Here is a 17,814-nt window from a genome sequence, read left to right on the forward strand (position 1 = left end):
CTATTTTGATTTAATTTATACCTATACTGTCTAAAATAATTCTATGCAATAATAATAGCAAGGAAATGAGCGATTATTTTAGACAAAATGGAGCAAATACCACTTTTTTAAGTACTGAAAGTTGGGTGATTTTATGTGATATTGAACAAGCTATAAAAACTAAAATAGAAGCAATTGGTACACCACTAAAAGATTGGAATATTAGTATTAACTACGGAGTTAAAACAGGATATAATGAAGCGTTTATTATTGATGGAAAAAAGAAGGAAGAATTAATAGTAGAAGATCCAAAATCTGCCGAAATCATACGACCATTATTAAGAGGGCGTGATATTAAACGATATTCTTATGAATTTGCTGATTTATATATAATTACAACATTTCCAAGTCTGAAAATTAACATTGATGATTATCCGGCAGTAAAACAGCATCTTATGAGTTTCGGATATGACAGATTAAAGCAAACAGGCGATGGAGGAGCAAGAAAAAAAACTAATAATCAATGGTTTGAGACCCAAGATAGCATAAATTATTGGGAGGATTTTTATAAACAGAAAATAATTTGGGGGGAAATCTCAGACTCTCCAAAGTTTTCTATTGAGTTAGAAGGTAAATATATTAATGAGGCTACTACATTTTTAATGGTAGGCGAAAGCCTACTTTATCTTATTTCTTTTTTAAATTCAAAAATATCCGAATACTTTTTCTCAAAAATTGGAACTACAACAGGTGTTGGTACCGTAAGGTGGAAAAAATTCACAATTGAACAACTCTTTGTACCAAAAATTTGTCCTTCACTACAAAAACAGTTTGAAGATATAACGATTCAGATCATTAATAATACAAAAAATAATAAAGATTCTTCTTCTCTTTTTAAACAAATAAATTCATTGACTTATGAATTATTTGAATTTTCAGCTGAAGAAATTGAATTAATAGAAAATAATTAAGATTCTTCTTCATAAATAAGCTTTTGAACAAAATTTTCAATTTCATATACTTCTTCTTCGCTAAAGTTATAGAAGCTATAAACCCATTTATCAATTTTTTCTATATTTATTTCATGTAATAAATCATTTGCTTGATTTAAAGTAGTATGATTTGGTTTTGGTATTGGAATATTTTTAAAGTAATCTGTAAACATTTTAAACCCGGTTTCATCAAATGAATATATATAATATCTAAATAGATAACCTAATAACGTAGAATTTAAAATAAGCCAAATGTATTCAATATGTTCACCAATAATAAAGTAACAATCATTTCCAAAAAAAAAGTTTTCAGATTCATCGTAAGTAAAACGGGGGAAATTTAATAAATTGCTTTTAGCTATTCGCATTATACCAGGATATATTATTTTCTGTTTATAAAAATCCTCCATATAAGCACAGTTTCTTAAATTGTATGGACTCACTCCTTTATCGCTTCTTTTGGTTAATTGAGAATAAAATTGATTTAAGTGTTTTTTAATAGCAGGATAATTTTCTATATCTATGGGATTTATATTTTTTTCTTTTATACCATTATGAGTATTAATTAGCCATAAATCTGCAAAGTCATATCCAAATCTTTTGACATCCCTGCCACGTAAAATAGGTCGTATGATTTCGGCAGATTTTGGATCTTCTTTTATAAGTCTAGCTTTCTCTCTTCCATCAATAATAAAGGCTTCATTATATCCTGTTAAAACTCCACGATAGATATTAATGTCCCAATCTTTTAGTGGTGTACCAATTGTCTCAATTTTTCTTTTAATTTCTTTTTCAATTGATGATAAAACAACCCAACTTTCTGAATAATTGAAATCTGTAAGAACAGCAAACTGTCTAAAATAATCGCTCATTTCCTTGCTATTATTATTGCATAGAATTATTTTAGACAGTATAGGTATAAATTAAATCAAAATAGCATAATAATTTTTAACAACAAATACAATGATTTACGGATACATCAGAGTAAGTACAGACAAACAAACAGTAGAGAACCAACGTTTTGAAATCAATCAATTTTGCCAGCATCAAGAAACGATAGTAGACAAATGGATTGAAGAAACGATCTCTGGTGCAAAAAATGTAGATGACAGAAAGTTAGGTAAGCTTTTAAAAAAAATGAAGAAGGGAGATATTCTTATTTGCTCTGAGCTTTCCAGACTAGGAAGAAATCTATTAATGATTATGGGGATTCTTAATGAATGTATGAATCGGGATATTCAAGTATGGACGATCAAAGACAATTATCGGTTAGGGAGTGATATTAGCTCTAAGGTGTTAGCCTTTGCTTTTGGACTTTCCGCTGAGATCGAAAGAAATTTAATTTCCCAACGAACTAAAGAAGCTTTAGCAAGAAAACGGGCGGAAGGAGTAATTTTAGGAAGGCCTAAAGGAAGCAAATCTTCAAAAACTAAACTTACAGGACAAGAAAAGAAAATTCAGGAACTTCTGGATAAAAAAGTATCATATTCTGCAATTGGAAGAATCTTAGGGGTACACAGATTGACTGTAAGCAGCTTTGTAAGCAGACAAGAAAGTCTCCATTTAAATTAAAAGTAAAAAGGTTCAGCATCTGCTGAACCTTTTTCTATATCTTAAGTTATCCCTTCTCAATCAATCTCTCCAGCCTCCCCATCATCTCATCCTTCTCCTTCAGCATCCTCTCATAAAGTTCCATTTTTTCTTCATGCATTTTAAGGATAGCCTCTAACGGATTAAAAACAGGATGAATATTGATCGCAGAAGCTCCTTCTTTGAAATCACTAAACGTATTTGCAATAATATTCACCGCCTGCTCCTCATCAAAATTCTGAAATGCTTCCACCGGAATTTTCAATACTTTGGAAATTCTTTTCAGTAAAGGATCTTCAATAATTTCTTTCTGTTCCAGCAGAGAAACTTTCTTCTGGTTCCAGTCGTCCCCAAGGTCAAGAGCCAATGCTTCCTGCTTGATGCCCAGCATTTCCCTGAATCGTTTTACATTGCGTCCCTGATGTATTGTATGTTCCATGATAATTCAACATTTATGAGGTTTAAATATAGAAAAATATTTATAAAAATGCCCCTTAAAAAACAGCTTAATTACAATCTCTGTTCTTCATGCTGATAGTGTGAAACGGTCCTCCTCTCCTATTTCACCATTTCCGTTTTTATACCCTCTTTTTTTCATCAAAAAGTCAGAAAAAACAAACGCTGTTATCTGATTTTCATTTTCTGATGGACACGCTCTGAAAATCTTACAACACCCTGTTTTTCTATGCCTGGCACTCGCTATATTTGATCATACAAACCCAAAAAACACAATATTATGGCACTAGACAATTTAATCAGTGTAAGCTTTTCAAAAAGTGATCTGGAAACGATTGATAAAGCAATTCAGGACATCCAGTCTGTACTGTTGGGAAAAACCATCAACCTTACTCCGGATCAGAGACAGCAATACGGAAGAATTGCCGAACAGAACAAACTCTTCGTGAATAAAGCCAAAATCTATATGGAGCAATATGCCCAATACGTTCCTAATTTTCTGGATAAAGCAGAATTCGATAAAGATTATATTGCAAGAGAACAGATCGAACAAAGACTGCAACAACTGGATTCTTTAACAGAACAGCTTTCAGACACCAAGGTATTGCTGGATCACGATAATTATCATAACGCCATCAGTTTCTATCGAAGCATCAGATACCTTTCGGAAGAGAATGTACCGGGGACCAATGTTATTTATGATGATATGAAGCAGTTTTTTGTGACAGGACAGGCTTCAGTACCCACTCAAGCACCTCCGCCATCAAGTTCAAACAACAATCAGTAAGAATAAATATTTTTTTTGAGAGCACGTGAAAAACGTGCTTTTTTGTGCTCGCCCATTTACTGATTTTTGGTTGGGAATCGCAAAGACGCAAGTTCTTATTATAGGGACACTGCTTAAGGCGCAAAGATTTTATCTCCGATAAAATTTCTGATGACCTACTTTAATTTCCTTGCTGAAAATCTTTGATTTTCTTGCGCCTTACAAAACATATCAATATTTAAAACTTTGCGACCTTGCGTTTAAAACAATAATAAGCCATTGTATTAATCAGTAAGAATAAATACTTTTTCTGAAGCACGTGAAAAACGTGCTTTTTTGTGGTTATCTGTTTACCATATTTTGGTTGGGAATCGCAAAGACGCAAGCTCTTGTGATAAGGACGCTGTTTAAGGCGCAAAGATTTTATCTCCGATAAAATTGCTATAAATCAGTATTTCACCTGCTGAAAATCTTTGATTTTCTTGCGCCTTACAAAACAATCAATATTGAAAACTTTGCGACCTTGCGTTTAAAACAATAATAAGCCATTGTATTAATCAGTAAGAATAAATACTTTTTTGAGAGCACGTGAGAAACGTGCTTTTTTGTGGTTATCTGTTTACCATATTTTGGTTGGGAATCGCAAAGACACAAGTTATTATTATAGGGACGCTGTTTAAGGCGCAAAGATTTTATCTCCGATAAAATTTCTGATGACTTACTTTAATTTCCTTGCTGAAAATGAATTTCTCCCGCAGATGTAAGGGATTACGCAGATATTAGGCTATGATGAGTAAACGCAAAGGTTTTATTGATTCGAATTGATGATTGGAGGGAGCAAAGGAATGGCGGCTGCGCCACTGATGAAGCCAGATAAATAATGCTCATGATTCTTACAATAGTATTTTACTCCTCTTACCTCCTTCCCTAACCTCCTCCAGGTTGTATAATAACCGTCTCCACCCCTTTGGACAACGGTCTCTACCCTCTTATATAAGCAGGTGGAGCCCCTTATCCAAGTCCGTCTACCCCCTTACCCAAGGGGGTATAGCCCCTTCATGAAGGGGGTGGAGACCGTTCATGAAGTCCCTCCAGGGGCTTGGTGAAGGGGCTAGAGAGACTTCCGAAGGGTCTATGGGTATTTCTGAGCAATATTTATAGTGACTTTTAAGAAAATTTACGCTTTCCCGTAAGCAGAAGCTGGAGATTTTTATTATTATTGCGATCTATAATTATAAGACCATGAAAACAAGTACTATTTCATGTCATACATGATGGTATTAGCATATTTAATATTTACATACCTTCATTTCCAGTTATTATTTCATTTAATATTATAATAAGGAATTAAACCATAATTGATTCAGCACCTACTTCATTAAATTATCTACACAAAAATCAATGAAAAACTTAGAGTATTACAAATTAAAAGAAGAATTTCTTAACGAATGGCCATTATCAAGAATTCAGGATTTAAAATTAGAGGAATATACCAATCTGGATAAAACGTCCTTTTGCTATTGGGTTGAAGCAAAGACAAATCTTTTAGGAAGCATTTGGGGAGGCTCTGCTTACAAATTTGGTATCTACAAACGTAGAGATAAAAGTAAAGAGGTGCTGAACGGGAATAGAATGACAGATGATGAATATGCTTGGCATTCAAAATATGGTAAAACAAGAGAAGAAGCATTTTCAACAATCAAATTAATTTTATTGGAAATTGTTGAGAGTGCACAAAATAATGATCTGGAAAGCATTGATAAAATTAACTTAGGTGATGCTTACAAATGGAAAATTGCCTTTTTATATAACAATTTCAAAATTGTTAATATCTATAAGTGGGACAATTTATATAATGCTGCTGAATTTTTAGGTTTTGATGAGGATATCAAAAGCTATCCTGCACTCAATAGTTTTATTATACAAAAGAAAGGGGCCGATCAGGATTATTTTGATTTTACTCAGCTCCTATGGAATAAAAGTGAAACAGAAAATAATGAGAACATAAACATTGAGGAAAATACTAGTTTTGATCTTAGTTATCCTAATCAAATTTTCTATGGACCTCCGGGAACCGGGAAAACTTATAAAATCAATTCTTTTTTAAACTCTACTAAAAAGAGTGAAACTAAAGAACCTGTTACTTCTTCTATAAAAATTGATCGCCATAAAACATTCTGGCATCTTGCTCCAGGGCAAGGAGGATATTTATGGAATGATCTAAAAAATGGCACCAGACTAGGCTATGAATGGTGTTCAGTTGGACTTGGTGATTTAAATGATCTGGATAAAAAGCATACGGAAAATTTCAAGATGAGAACCTATTTCTCAGATGTAAAACAAGGAGATTATCTATGTATTATCTCCGGTAAAAAGTTTTATGGTATCGCTGAAGCCCTTCATAATTATGACTTTTCAAAAGCTGTTGTAAATGGTTTTGATTTTCAAACCATTGAAGTAAAATGGATTAAAATTTTTGACACTCCTGAATTATTATCTGCTTCTTACACACCTACGTTTGGTAAACTGAATGGAGGTAAAAGATGGAATTCCTTAATACAGGCATTACAGGAAAATAACATTGTTTTTGATGATACTACGACTATTGAATCTGTAAAACTGATTCCCCAATCTAATAATAGTATTTTTACAACCTTTCATCAGTCATTCTCTTATGAAGATTTCATTGAAGGAATCAAACCAGATTTAGATGAAGATGATGAATTAAGGTATAATGTTGAAGACGGCATCTTTAAAATTGCATGTGATAGGGCTGCAAATCTTGCTGGATTTGAGGATTTAAATGATGCATTAAAAAGTCCAAAAGAAGTTGTTAAGGCAAAATTTGAAGTAAGTGAGCCATTTTATCTTTTTATTGATGAAATAAACAGAGGAAACATTTCTCAGATATTTGGGGAACTCATCACTTTAATTGAAAAAGATAAGCGTTTAGGCCAACTTAATGAAACAAGGGTTACTTTGCCCTATTCTAAAAGTGAAATTCAGTTTTGTGTTCCTCCAAACCTATATATTATTGGAACCATGAATACCGCAGATAGAAGCGTTGAAGCTTTAGATACTGCTTTAAGAAGACGATTCTGTTTCACTGAAATGCTTCCTGATAGAAAGGTGATTGAGGATAAAGCATTTAATGATTACCCACGGGCAGATGTTATGGAAAAAATCAACACCCGAATTGAACTCCTTTTAGATAGAAGTTATACTCTGGGACATTCGTACTTTATTAAAGAAGACTTTAAAAATTCTTTCAAAAATGAGATAATACCTTTGCTTCAGGAGTATTTCTACAGTGATTACAGCAAAATTGGATTAATTTTAGGAAAAGGATTTGTTAGAGAAAAGGACAGACATAAAGACAAAGAAATTTTTGCTGATTTTTATGGCATAGATGATATTGAAATTCAAAAAACATTTGAATTAATTCCGTTTGATGAATTAAATTTTGACGACGCAATAAAACTTTTACTAAGAATATGATTTATCGTAAAAGAATACAGGTCTATGAACATAGTTTTTTACGAATAGGCGACAGAGATTTTAATACAAAACATTTCATAGCGTTGTCTAAACTTAATGCCTTACACAACTATCAATATTTTGATTTGAAACATAATGGTGTCGTTTTCAAACAATTCGTTGGTGTTCTTCAGGTTGATAATCTCACCATTGAGATTCTTCCCAAAATAGATCGTTATGAACCAGAAGAGAATAAAAAAAAATGGCAGAGAGTTCTTATAGAAATGTTACATGTGACTAAGAAATTAAAGATTCAACAGGTTGGTCAGGCAAATGTTGCGAAACAATCCATAACCCTTTTGGATATTTATTTTGAATGGTTTCTCAATGAAGTTCAGCTATTAGTACATCAGGGATTAATAAAACAATATTATAAAGAAACGGGAAATGTAAAAGCATTAAAAGGAAAGCTGGAATTTGCAATGCATATTCAGAAAAACATAGTTCATAAAGAACGATTTTACACTACCCATCAGATCTATGAAAAAGATCATCTCATTCATCAGATTTTAGGACAGGCATTAGAGATTATAACTCGTGTATCTAAAGGAACCTATCTTTATAGGAGATGTAAAACAGTACAGGTAGATTTTCCTGAAGTAACATCAATTAAAGCCAATGAGAGTACATTCACTAAACTTATTAAATCTAGAAAAATAGCACCTTACGAAACAGCTCTTTCAATAGCTAGGCTCATCATTCTAAACTACGCTCCAAATATTTCCAATGGATCAGAAAGAATGTTGGCTTTATTATTTGACATGAATAAATTATGGGAGGAATATATTCTTGTTCGTCTGAAGCAAGCATCCATAGATCATAATATAAAAGTTTATGGGCAAAATTCTAAGACATTTTGGAGTAATATTTCAATACGCCCGGATATTGTATTGGAGAATGATGACGAAAAATTTATTATTGATACTAAATGGAAAAATATAGGTAATGATAAGCCATCAACGCATGATCTAAGACAAATGTATGTCTATAACGAATATTGGAAAAGTAACAAATCACTTTTACTATATCCATCAAATAATGATGACTTCCATGGTTATATTCGTTTTGGGTTACTTGAAGGTTCAGATAGCCAGCATCATTGTGGCTTAGGAAAAGTTTCTATTTTTAAAGATTGTAATAAAATTTTAAATGATCAGATAGGAGCAAAAATTTTGGGATGGGTAACTGAAAGTACTAGTACTAATAATTAATTCAATAAACATTTTTTAAATATTAGTAACTTCCATTTCCTGGAATCACATGTCTTACCCCTCCTCTGGGGTTATCCATATCCCCTTTATATCTTGGGATCACGTGACAGTGAAAGTGAAATACGGTTTGCCCTGCATCTGCTCCACAATTCATACCAATATTAAATGCATCCGGTTGATATTGGGATAAAATAATGTCCCTTGCCTTTTCAATCATAAAAGGAAGGGCATTTTTTTCTTCTGCGCTCAAAGCAAAAAAATCTGTTTTTAATTCATTGGAAATAATCAATAAATGTCCGGGAGATACTGGAAAGCCATCTTCAATTATAAAGAAGTATTTTCCTCTGTAAATTATTTTATCCTCTGCGATCTCAGTAAAATCTTTCATTAAAATAAAGGTTCAAATTCAATATAGGGTTTCCATTTCTGAATGGCTAAATTTACAGATAAATTATATTGTTCTTGCAAAAACATTCTCCGCTCAAACGGAGTTTTTCCTGTTTGATTAATAATGGTCTCTCCAAGAGGATGCTTACTGGCAATATAAAATTCGTTCCTTTTATATAGCCTTTCCAGGTATTTTATTTCGGGAACTTTGGCTCGTTTATCATTGTTGATAATTTTATCTGATAAAACCAGATTCCACACTCCGTTCACATTAGCTCCATTTTTGTTCAACTGCATTTTATGAACATGAGGAAAGAAATGATCTATAGCGCATAGATTATCATCACCACTTTTGATGGATATATTCTGAAAAGAATAAAAACATTTTCCTTTCTGATATCCATTTAAAGAGTCTCTGGCTGAAGCAATATTCTTCCGTTTCATCATCCGGTTTTCAAAAAACAGAAGATTGAGTTCTTCATCAAGCTTTACTTCCAATAAGTTTGGATTAATCTCTAAATTCCATGCAGTCTCAACCAGATTCCACCGGGCATCAACCTCCTGATCGAAATTAATAAACTGTTGACTTTCCTTAAGAGACAAAAGACTATCTGTAATCACTAAATTCTTTTGATTTCCATTATAGTCTTTATGATAAAAGACATCATTGACAATACTTCCATTAACCGTATGAAAAGCATCTACTACATTATTAAAGCCATGTTTTAAGGTAATATTTAGTAAATGCTCGTAATCTATCTTCTGATCATTAAAATTTCTGCAAGCTTCCAAGAATATACTTGATTTTGAATTTCCCTGCTTATCATTCTGTTTTAAATGCTCCAGGATACCTTGAACATAAGAAGGCGCAATATCCTGAAGTGATACGGAGGTCTTTTCTAATGAAATTATTTCTAATAAAGATTTTGCAAAGGCAAATTTATAGGTCGCTGAATTTTTTCCAAAAAGAATAATTGCTCTCCACTGAGATTCCAGACTTGCATCATTATCCTGAAAATTAGGTACAGGCATCTATTACTATAATTAAGTATTTTACCAAAACACAAAATTATGTAAAAACATAAACCAAATAACTACTATTAAATTATAAAACTATAAAAATGCAATATATTTCGAAAAATACTTAAGCAAGATGATTAAATTCTATCCTCCCGATCCCGGCCCATTCAAATACTCATTACTAATATCCTTCTCCTTTTTAAAATCCATTTTTCCAAACTTATAGCTGAAGCTGATCCCAAAAGAACGATACGGTAATTCTCTTACAGAATAAGAATCATAATCTCCGGTACTCACAGTGGTTACCTGCTTGATATACTTATTGAACGGATTGGTCATGGTAAATCCTAAACTTGCTTTTTTGTTCCAGAATTCTTTTCTCCCTGCAAAAGTATAGGTGATGGATTGTGGATTTTTACCCTGGATATTTTTGGCTGCTGAGTTGTAATTTCCAAATACTTCCAAAACAAAGTTCTTTGGAAACTGATAATTAAGATTCAGATTCGCACGGTATCGTATTCCCATATCTAAGTTTCCTACATAAATATGGCTTACAATATAGCGGTGAAAGACCATAATATTACTTCTCAGATTCAGTTTGTTCTGGAAAAACGGAAGTGATAGGGAGACAATTCCACCGGAGTTGTATTCTTTGCCGATGTTATCTCTTGCGGTAACCGATACATTGGTGTATTCTGTCCCATTAGCCGTAAATGTTGGATAAAAGGTTGTAATCTGTTTTAAATCCTGACTGTTGATGCGCTCCACAAGTGATAATGAGATATTCCCTCCATTGGCCAGGTTTTTTGTGTAACCTAATTCTATATTATCTCCGATTTCAGGTTTCAACACTGGATTTCCTGTGGTAATATTGTGTGGATCACTGAAATTAAGGAAAGGATTAAGTTCTGTATATTCCGGACGTTCCAGCCTTCTTGTATAGGAGAGTTTTACTGTTTCACCACTATCAAATTTATGAGATAAGATGAAGGAAGGAACCAATAAACCATATGACGGAATATTTGTATTTGGGAAATCAATTTTCAGGGTGGTATACTCATATCGGAGGCCTGCTATTACATCCAGCCAGTTCAATACCTTTAGCTTGGAAGAAAAATAGGCTGCATAGACTCCCATATCATAATTTAAATGATAGGATTGCAAAGGATCTGTTTCATACTGCCCTGATGAAGTATTCAAAACATGAACATCAGTAGCATTGGTAATATGCTGCTGTACTGTTTTAAGCCCCATTTCAAAAGTAACATTATCATTCAAAGGATGAACATAGTCGACTGAAATATTATGGCTGTTATCCGTTCCTGGATTACTCCCTGAAATACCATTGTAAGGACCTGCTGCTCGGGATAAGCTTTGCGTTTGCAGATAACTGGTTTTTGGAGAGCCATAACTGAACACATAATCTGCCGTAAGCTCCTGCCCTTCCTTGGCAAAGGTTTTTCTAAAACTCAGACTTCCATCTATAGAACGAACGGAAGATTGGTTATCAGAAGTTCTGTATCCGATAATAGAAGTTACATCAGAAGTAGTATGATCTGTGATAAATTGCTGTTGATTGATTAATCCGGTACTTTTATTCGAGAAACTGTTGAAAGAAAGGGAGCCGCTTAATGAGCTGGATTTCGTAAGATTCCAGTCGAAACCTAAGCCTGTACGGTAACCATGTCTTTCAAAATCGGTATATCCATCCTGTAATAAATGGGTGCTTGTATTGGAAGCTGCATCTCTTGACGTTCTGTCCTGAGAAAAAGGAGTTTGGGCCTTTAGCTGAGCATTTCCGCTAAAGAAAGCATTCATACTGAAATTATTATTCTTATAATTTAGATTCAGAGACCCGGTTTCAAATAAAGTTCCACCCGTAGCATTCACGCTTCCATTAATTCCCCTTACTTTATTATCTTTCAGAACAATATTAATGATTCCTCCGGTCCCCTGGGCATCATATTTTGCTCCCGGACTGGAAACCACTTCAATACTTTTAATCTGGCTCGCCGGAATGGAAGCCAATGCGTCTGCCAGACTGTTTCCAAAGATGCTGGACGGCTTTCCGTTAATCAAAAATCTGATATTAGCATTTCCCTGAAGTTCAACATTTCCATCCGCATCCACCGTCACCTGAGGGACTTTTCTCAACACATCAATCGCTGCTCCATTCTGAGAAGTCACATCATTAGCGGCATTAAAAACAATTTTATCAACCTTATTTTCAATTACCGCCTTTTTACCAACGATCGTCACTCCTTCTATTGCCGTTTCTCCGTTTGTTAATTGAATATCACCCAGGGTAACTGCTGCATTATTGTCTCCAAGCTGGATATCTGCCGTTGTCTTATTTTTATATCCTGCATAAAAAACAGCCACTTTATAAGTTCCGGATGCAATATGCTCCATAGAAAACTCCCCTTTCTCATTAGAAGTCGTCCCGTTGATTTCTTTATTATCCTGATTTAAGAGCCCAATACTGGCATGATCTATTGTTTTCCCCGTATAGGAATCTACAACTCGTCCACTTATTTTCCCCTGACCTGCTCCCTGTTGTGCGTTAATCATTAAGGATGAACACAACATCGCTACTAAAATTATTACTTGTTTCACAGTGATATTAGAATTAATACAGGGCAAAGGTGGGAAGCAATTTGGTAGAAATTCTGAATTTTCTACTGAAACAGACTTGGTAATAACCACAAAAGGCACAAAAGTTTTTAAACACTTAAGTTTTTGAAAATTTTTGATTTTCTTCTTATGTGTATTTTGATACACCATCATTTTATACTAACTTAAGTGAACTAAAGTGTTTTAAATAAAACTTTTGTGACTTTTGACTTTGTCGAAATAACATTCATCGACTAACAGGAGATAATCTTCGATTTGTGATTAAAAATTATAGCATTTACTCCAGTTCACCAGATAATTTCCCCAACTCCTACGCCCTTCATAATACTTTAACCCCCTTTATACCCTCTTCCCCGATAAATTTTCGTTCTTTTGCAAAAAGTTTTAATTTTTACCTAAACGCATGTCTAAGTTTGATGAAATCCGGTATTTCTATGATCAGGAAGTCAATGAGAGATTACAGAGCATAGCCCGTGATCCCATGATGAAAGCCTTTATGAATTTTACTTTTCCTGATACAGATGAGCAGGTTTGGCTGGAACAGTTTAAGAATGTTCATTCCATCAGTGATTTTCAGCATCAGTTTGTAGCCTTTGCCGTTCGCCAGATTCTTGCAAAAAGTTCTGACGGTTTAACGACTTCAGGTTTTGATAAGCTGGATAAAAACACCTCTTACCTTTTCATCTCTAACCACAGAGATATCGTTCTGGATACTTCACTGCTTAATCTGGTATTGCTGGAAGGCGGTTATGTAATGACTGCTTCTGCCATTGGAGATAATCTTGTACGTAAGAATTTCTTAAATGTACTCGCTAAGTTGAACCGTAACTTTCTGGTACAAAGAGGTCTGCCACTTCGTGAACAACTTACCAGTTCACAAACAATGTCTGAGTACATTAAAGAGCTGCTCCTTCAGGAAAACCGCTCCGTATGGATTGCCCAGCGTGAAGGCCGTACCAAAAACGGTAACGATTCTACCCAGCAAGGTGTTTTGAAAATGCTTGCCATGGCAGCCGGAGACCAGTCATTGACAGATTATTTTAAAACATTAAAGATTGTTCCTATCTCTATCTCTTATGAGTATGATCCTACAGATTCCTTAAAAATGCCTCAGCTACTGGCACAACACAGAGATGAGGAATACATTAAAGGGAAAAATGAAGATTTCACCAACATTATCAGCGGAATTCTGGGTCAAAAGAAACGTATTCACCTTCATGCCGGTGATGTACTGGATAAAGAACTGGATGAAATTGCAGCGACCATTGATAATAAAAACAAACAGCTGCAGGCCATTGCACAGGTAATTGACCGTTCTATCATCAGTAATTATAAGCTTTGGCCAACCAAGTATATCGCTTACGATCTGCTTCATAATACGAATACATACGCTTCCGAATATACGGAACAGGAAAAACAGTTGTTTGTCCGCAGACTTGAAATGCGCATAGATCCTTCAGATCCTGTTTCCAGAGAGTATTTCTTAGCAATGTATGCCAATCCTTTGGTGAATAAACTGAAGGTTGAAGAAGAATCTAAAAACTAGTTTAGGATACTATAAAGATAAAAAACCACTGTTCTTGAGCAGTGGTTTTGTTGTATTCTTTCAGATTTTTATTTGGATTTCGACATGGAGTCTACTTCTATGATTGCCTCTGCAAATGCTTTTGGAGCTTCCTGTGGTAAATTATGTCCAATTCCGCCCGTTAGATTATGGTGCGCATATCGGCCTGTAAATCTGGAAGCATAACTTTCCGGTGCAGGAAATGCCGCTCCGTTGGCATCGCCTTCCAGAGTAACGGTTGGTACTGTAATGGATGGAGATTTTGCCAGTTTGGCTTCAAGCACATTGTATTGCTTTTCTCCTTTTGCCAATCCCAGACGCCAACGGTAATTGTGAATTACAATATCAACGTGATCAGGATTATCGAATGCTTTCGCAGAACGCTCGTAGGTCTGGTCATCAAAAGCCCATTTTGGGGAAGCCGTTTTCCATATCAATTTGTTAAATGCCATAGTATTCGCTTTGTAACCTTTATACCCTCTTTCTGTTGAAAAATAATACTGATACCACCATAAAAATTCAGCATTGGGTGGCAGAGGATTTTCGTTTGCTTTTGGGCTTCCTATTAAATATCCGCTTACAGCCACCAAACCTGTACAGCGTTCAGGCCACAATGCAGCCATGATATCTGCCGTTCTTGCACCCCAGTCAAAGCCACCAATGATCGCTTTATCAATTTTAAGGGCATCCATAAAAGCAATGATATCCAATGCAACAGCACTCTGCTGACCGTTTCGTTTGGTATCCGGAGAAACAAAGGTAGTAGTTCCATAGCCTCTCAAATAAGGAACTAAGACACGGTAGCCTTTTTCAGCAAGAATAGCGGAGGATTCTTCAAAACTATGGATATCATAAGGCCATCCATGAAGAAGGATCACAGGTTTTCCATTGGCCGGACCTACTTCTGCATATCCAACGTTCAAAAGCCCGGCTTTTATTTGCTTTGTATTCTGGAAAGCGGATGTAACGGTTACGTTTTCCAGGGCTTTCCCACCAGTGTAATAAGTCTGTGCTTTTAAAGACAAAAATCCCATTCCCATCAAAATAAACAGGGATAAAATGGATTGTATTTTTTTACTGAAGTTCAATGTAGTATTCATAATAGTGATGTTTTGTGATGGTAAAATTATGGTAAAGCAGAAACCGAAATAAGAACAACTACTTTGAACAGGTCATATTGAATGGGGAATCCTGATTTTCGGGCGGTAAACCGGACAGCTTCCCTACTCTTCTTCATTGGTTTTAGTTTCGACAAAAGGGGGTTCTGATGGATAAAAAAATACCACATCTTGTAAAAACATCATGATAATCATTCTATTAAAAGTAAAATTGTTTATATTTAATTAGATATAGGCAAAAAATTTTCATGTTGTAAAAGGCAGGATAATTGCAATACTCTACAAAATCACACAAAATAAGACTTATGAATATACAGCTAGACCCACAATCTAAGACTGAAAAGAATGCTGTTGATCATTTCCGTTCAGATGTTTTGAACGGACTCCAAAATACTCCTAAAAAATTATCTTCAAAGTATTTTTACGATAAGATAGGTGATCATCTTTTTCAGCAAATCATGGCCATGCCCTCCTATTATCTGACCCGTTGTGAACTGGATATTTTCAAAAATAAAACAGATGAACTTATAGATCTGCTTATGCCCGGAAACGAACCTTTCGACCTGATTGAATTAGGGGCAGGAGATGCCATGAAATCGACCTACTTACTTGAACAGCTGATCAGGAAAGGCATTAACTTTACTTACATGCCGATTGATATCTCAGGAAATATCCTTTCCATCCTCCACAAAAAACTAAGCAGTCAGCTTCCGGAAATGAAAATTACCTGTCTGGAAGGGGATTATTTTGAAATGCTTCAAAAAGCCGCTTCCTTATCGGACCGGAGAAAAGTTGTTTTATTTTTAGGAAGTAATATCGGGAATATGACTCCTGAAGAAGCTGAAGACTTCTGTCTGCATCTGAATAGCAATCTATCCCCAAAAGATCGTGTATTGGTAGGATTTGACCTCAAGAAAAATCCACACATTATTCTGGAGGCTTATAATGACAAAGAAGGAATTACCGCTTCTTTTAACCTTAATCTTCTGACCCGTATCAACAATGAACTGGGCGGTAATTTTGATGTGAAACAATTTCAGCATTATCAGACTTATGATCCGGTTACCGGAGCCTGCAGAAGTTTTCTGATCAGCCTTATCGGTCAGGATGTGACGATTGATAATACAACGATTTCTTTTGAAGAAAACGAACTTATCGACATGGAAATCTCACAGAAATTCTCTCCTGAAAAGATCAGGGAATTGGGTGAGAAATCGGGTTTTACCATCACAGGAGAGATTAGAGATGCTAAAAAATGGTTTGTAGACAGCATCTGGCAGGTAAAATAAAAAGAGATGATACACACAGCCAATTTGCAAAAATGAAAAAATAAAACATCCTTATTTCATTAAACTTCAATCATTAAAACTAAAAAACATGACACCAGAGATCATCACAAAAGATATTACTAAAAAGTATCAGAACATCCGCAGACGTTCTGAAGAAATCTGTGCTCCGCTGGAAATCGAGGATTATGTAGTACAGCCGATTGTAGATGTAAGCCCTCCGAAATGGCATCTTGGTCATACCACCTGGTTTTTTGAGACTTTCATTCTTACCCCGCATTTTCCGGATTATAAGGTTTTTGATCCGCAGTATAATTTTGTTTTCAACAGCTACTATGAGACCATCGGAGCAAGAGTGATCCGGACCGACCGCGGAAACCTCAGCCGTCCTTCCGTTTCAGAGGTGTATCAATATCGAAAATATGTAGATGAGCATATGGAAGCCTTTCTTGAAAGCTCATTTCTGACAGAAGCTCTTGAGCCGTTGTTGGAACTTGGGCTTAACCATGAGCAGCAGCACCAGGAATTATTAGTGACTGACATTAAATACATTTTAGGACATAATCCCCTTTTCCCTGCGTATACAAAAGAAGAAAAACCCAGACAAAACAACTCCGAAGATCGGGAAATGCTCAAATTTTCTGAAGGAGTTTATGAAATTGGATATAAAGGAGATGGATTTTGCTTTGATAATGAATTAGGAAGGCATAAAGTATATCTTACAGACTTTGAAATTGCCAGCCGGCTTGTCACCAATAGTGAATATTTAGAATTTATGAAAGCAGGCGGATATGAAGATTTCAGACACTGGCATGCGGAAGGATGGGACTGGGTGAAACAGAATGCTGCAAAATCTCCCCTGTACTGGCATTATATCGAAAACAAATGGATGTATTATACCCTCAATGGCTTACAGGAAATAGACCCTGATGCCCCATTGTGCCACATCAATTTCTACGAAGCCTCAGCTTTTGCCTCCTGGAAAGGAATGCGTCTGCCCACTGAAGAAGAATGGGAAACAGCTTCAGATTATTTTGACTGGGGAACACGCTGGGAATGGACGAATTCTGCTTATCTGCCCTACCCTCATTTTAAGAAAGAAGCAGGAGCTGTAGGTGAATATAACGGAAAATTCATGATCAATCAAATGGTTTTAAGAGGAGCTTCGGAAGCTACTCCTCCGGGACACAGCAGAAATACCTACCGCAATTTTTTTCAGCCTAATTTAAAATGGCAGTTCACAGGAATCAGACTTGCCCAGTAATTTTTTGCCG

General features: G+C 35.1%; 14 protein-coding genes. 8 read left to right on the top strand and 6 right to left on the bottom strand.

Features of this window, described 5'->3' with window-relative positions; translation table 11 throughout:
• The first annotated feature begins 65 nt into the window (after positions 1-65).
• Entirely contained in the window at positions 66-950 is an 885-nt protein-coding gene (locus tag RAH34_RS00005) for a TaqI-like C-terminal specificity domain-containing protein (RefSeq protein ID WP_306594729.1), read from the top strand.
• On the opposite strand, the gene RAH34_RS00010 is transcribed toward RAH34_RS00005, so the two are convergent.
• Entirely contained in the window at positions 947-1,843 is an 897-nt protein-coding gene (locus tag RAH34_RS00010; RefSeq protein WP_306594730.1) for a TaqI-like C-terminal specificity domain-containing protein, read from the bottom strand. The two genes, RAH34_RS00005 and RAH34_RS00010, sit on opposite strands and share 4 nt — an antisense overlap.
• A 91-nt stretch (positions 1,844-1,934) precedes the next feature.
• On the opposite strand from RAH34_RS00010, the gene RAH34_RS00015 reads away from it, so the two are divergent.
• Entirely contained in the window at positions 1,935-2,543 is a 609-nt protein-coding gene (locus RAH34_RS00015) for a master DNA invertase Mpi family serine-type recombinase (RefSeq protein ID WP_306594731.1), read from the top strand.
• 46 nt (positions 2,544-2,589) lie between these two features.
• Here RAH34_RS00015 and RAH34_RS00020 read toward each other — a convergent pair whose 3' ends face one another.
• The gene (locus RAH34_RS00020) at positions 2,590-3,000 is read right to left on the bottom strand and encodes a helix-turn-helix transcriptional regulator (protein ID WP_306594732.1); all 411 of its coding nucleotides are present in this window, start codon (positions 2,998-3,000) and stop codon (positions 2,590-2,592) included.
• A gap of 297 nt (positions 3,001-3,297) precedes the next feature.
• Between RAH34_RS00020 and RAH34_RS00025 the strand changes: the two genes are divergently transcribed.
• The 3 genes from RAH34_RS00025 to RAH34_RS00035 all read left to right on the top strand — a co-directional run bounded on the left by RAH34_RS00025 (position 3,298) and on the right by RAH34_RS00035 (position 8,531).
• Positions 3,298-3,804 carry a hypothetical protein gene (locus RAH34_RS00025; RefSeq protein ID WP_306594733.1) on the top strand — a complete coding sequence of 169 codons (507 nt, stop codon included), beginning with the start codon at positions 3,298-3,300 and terminating at the stop codon, positions 3,802-3,804.
• A gap of 1,611 nt (positions 3,805-5,415) precedes the next feature.
• Positions 5,416-7,281 carry an McrB family protein gene (locus tag RAH34_RS00030; protein ID WP_306594734.1) on the top strand — a complete coding sequence of 622 codons (1,866 nt, stop codon included), beginning with the start codon at positions 5,416-5,418 and terminating at the stop codon, positions 7,279-7,281.
• Entirely contained in the window at positions 7,278-8,531 is a 1,254-nt protein-coding gene (locus tag RAH34_RS00035) for an McrC family protein (RefSeq protein WP_306594735.1), read from the top strand. The genes RAH34_RS00030 and RAH34_RS00035 overlap by 4 nt, the downstream gene beginning before the upstream one ends.
• 22 nt (positions 8,532-8,553) lie before the next feature.
• On the opposite strand, the gene RAH34_RS00040 is transcribed toward RAH34_RS00035, so the two are convergent.
• The 3 genes from RAH34_RS00040 to RAH34_RS00050 form a co-directional block, all read right to left on the bottom strand.
• On the bottom strand, positions 8,554-8,919 hold the full coding sequence (locus RAH34_RS00040) for an HIT family protein (RefSeq protein WP_306594736.1): 366 nt from the start codon (positions 8,917-8,919) through the stop codon (positions 8,554-8,556).
• Positions 8,919-9,950, bottom strand: coding sequence for an HNH endonuclease domain-containing protein (locus RAH34_RS00045; protein ID WP_306594737.1), 1,032 nt, complete (start codon positions 9,948-9,950; stop codon positions 8,919-8,921). Before RAH34_RS00045 ends, RAH34_RS00040 begins: the two co-directional genes overlap by 1 nt.
• Positions 9,951-10,082: 132 nt before the next feature.
• The gene (locus RAH34_RS00050; RefSeq protein ID WP_306594738.1) at positions 10,083-12,554 is read right to left on the bottom strand and encodes a TonB-dependent receptor domain-containing protein; all 2,472 of its coding nucleotides are present in this window, start codon (positions 12,552-12,554) and stop codon (positions 10,083-10,085) included.
• A gap of 421 nt (positions 12,555-12,975) precedes the next feature.
• On the opposite strand from RAH34_RS00050, the gene RAH34_RS00055 reads away from it, so the two are divergent.
• Entirely contained in the window at positions 12,976-14,118 is a 1,143-nt protein-coding gene (locus RAH34_RS00055; protein ID WP_079242492.1) for a 1-acyl-sn-glycerol-3-phosphate acyltransferase, read from the top strand.
• 68 nt (positions 14,119-14,186) lie between these two features.
• Here RAH34_RS00055 and RAH34_RS00060 read toward each other — a convergent pair whose 3' ends face one another.
• Entirely contained in the window at positions 14,187-15,236 is a 1,050-nt protein-coding gene (locus RAH34_RS00060; protein ID WP_306594739.1) for an alpha/beta fold hydrolase, read from the bottom strand.
• Positions 15,237-15,559: 323 nt separating this feature from the next.
• Between RAH34_RS00060 and RAH34_RS00065 the strand changes: the two genes are divergently transcribed.
• Positions 15,560-16,543, top strand: a complete 984-nt coding sequence (locus RAH34_RS00065) for an L-histidine N(alpha)-methyltransferase (protein WP_306594740.1) — start codon at positions 15,560-15,562, stop codon at positions 16,541-16,543.
• Between the two features lie 88 nt (positions 16,544-16,631).
• Complete coding sequence (gene egtB / locus RAH34_RS00070; RefSeq protein WP_306594742.1) at positions 16,632-17,804, top strand: ergothioneine biosynthesis protein EgtB; 1,173 nt, start codon at positions 16,632-16,634, stop codon at positions 17,802-17,804.
• Positions 17,805-17,814 lie beyond the last annotated feature (10 nt).

Source organism: Chryseobacterium sp. WLY505 (assembly GCF_030846215.1).
Classification (GTDB): domain Bacteria; phylum Bacteroidota; class Bacteroidia; order Flavobacteriales; family Weeksellaceae; genus Chryseobacterium.

Bases quoted from the DNA above. Each gene is read 5' to 3' on its own strand.
- RAH34_RS00035 (WP_306594735.1), top strand. From the start codon at position 7,278: ATGATTTATCGTAAAAGAATACAGGTCTATGAACATAGTTTTTTACGA.
- RAH34_RS00065 (WP_306594740.1), top strand. From the start codon at position 15,560: ATGAATATACAGCTAGACCCACAATCTAAGACTGAAAAGAATGCTGTT.
- RAH34_RS00010 (WP_306594730.1), bottom strand. From the start codon at position 1,843: ATGAGCGATTATTTTAGACAGTTTGCTGTTCTTACAGATTTCAATTAT.
- RAH34_RS00030 (WP_306594734.1), top strand. From the start codon at position 5,416: ATGACAGATGATGAATATGCTTGGCATTCAAAATATGGTAAAACAAGA.
- RAH34_RS00045 (WP_306594737.1), bottom strand. From the start codon at position 9,950: ATGCCTGTACCTAATTTTCAGGATAATGATGCAAGTCTGGAATCTCAG.
- RAH34_RS00060 (WP_306594739.1), bottom strand. From the start codon at position 15,236: ATGAATACTACATTGAACTTCAGTAAAAAAATACAATCCATTTTATCC.
- RAH34_RS00025 (WP_306594733.1), top strand. From the start codon at position 3,298: ATGGCACTAGACAATTTAATCAGTGTAAGCTTTTCAAAAAGTGATCTG.
- RAH34_RS00040 (WP_306594736.1), bottom strand. From the start codon at position 8,919: ATGAAAGATTTTACTGAGATCGCAGAGGATAAAATAATTTACAGAGGA.
- RAH34_RS00015 (WP_306594731.1), top strand. From the start codon at position 1,935: ATGATTTACGGATACATCAGAGTAAGTACAGACAAACAAACAGTAGAG.
- egtB (WP_306594742.1), top strand. From the start codon at position 16,632: ATGACACCAGAGATCATCACAAAAGATATTACTAAAAAGTATCAGAAC.
- RAH34_RS00055 (WP_079242492.1), top strand. From the start codon at position 12,976: ATGTCTAAGTTTGATGAAATCCGGTATTTCTATGATCAGGAAGTCAAT.
- RAH34_RS00020 (WP_306594732.1), bottom strand. From the start codon at position 3,000: ATGGAACATACAATACATCAGGGACGCAATGTAAAACGATTCAGGGAA.
- RAH34_RS00005 (WP_306594729.1), top strand. From the start codon at position 66: ATGAGCGATTATTTTAGACAAAATGGAGCAAATACCACTTTTTTAAGT.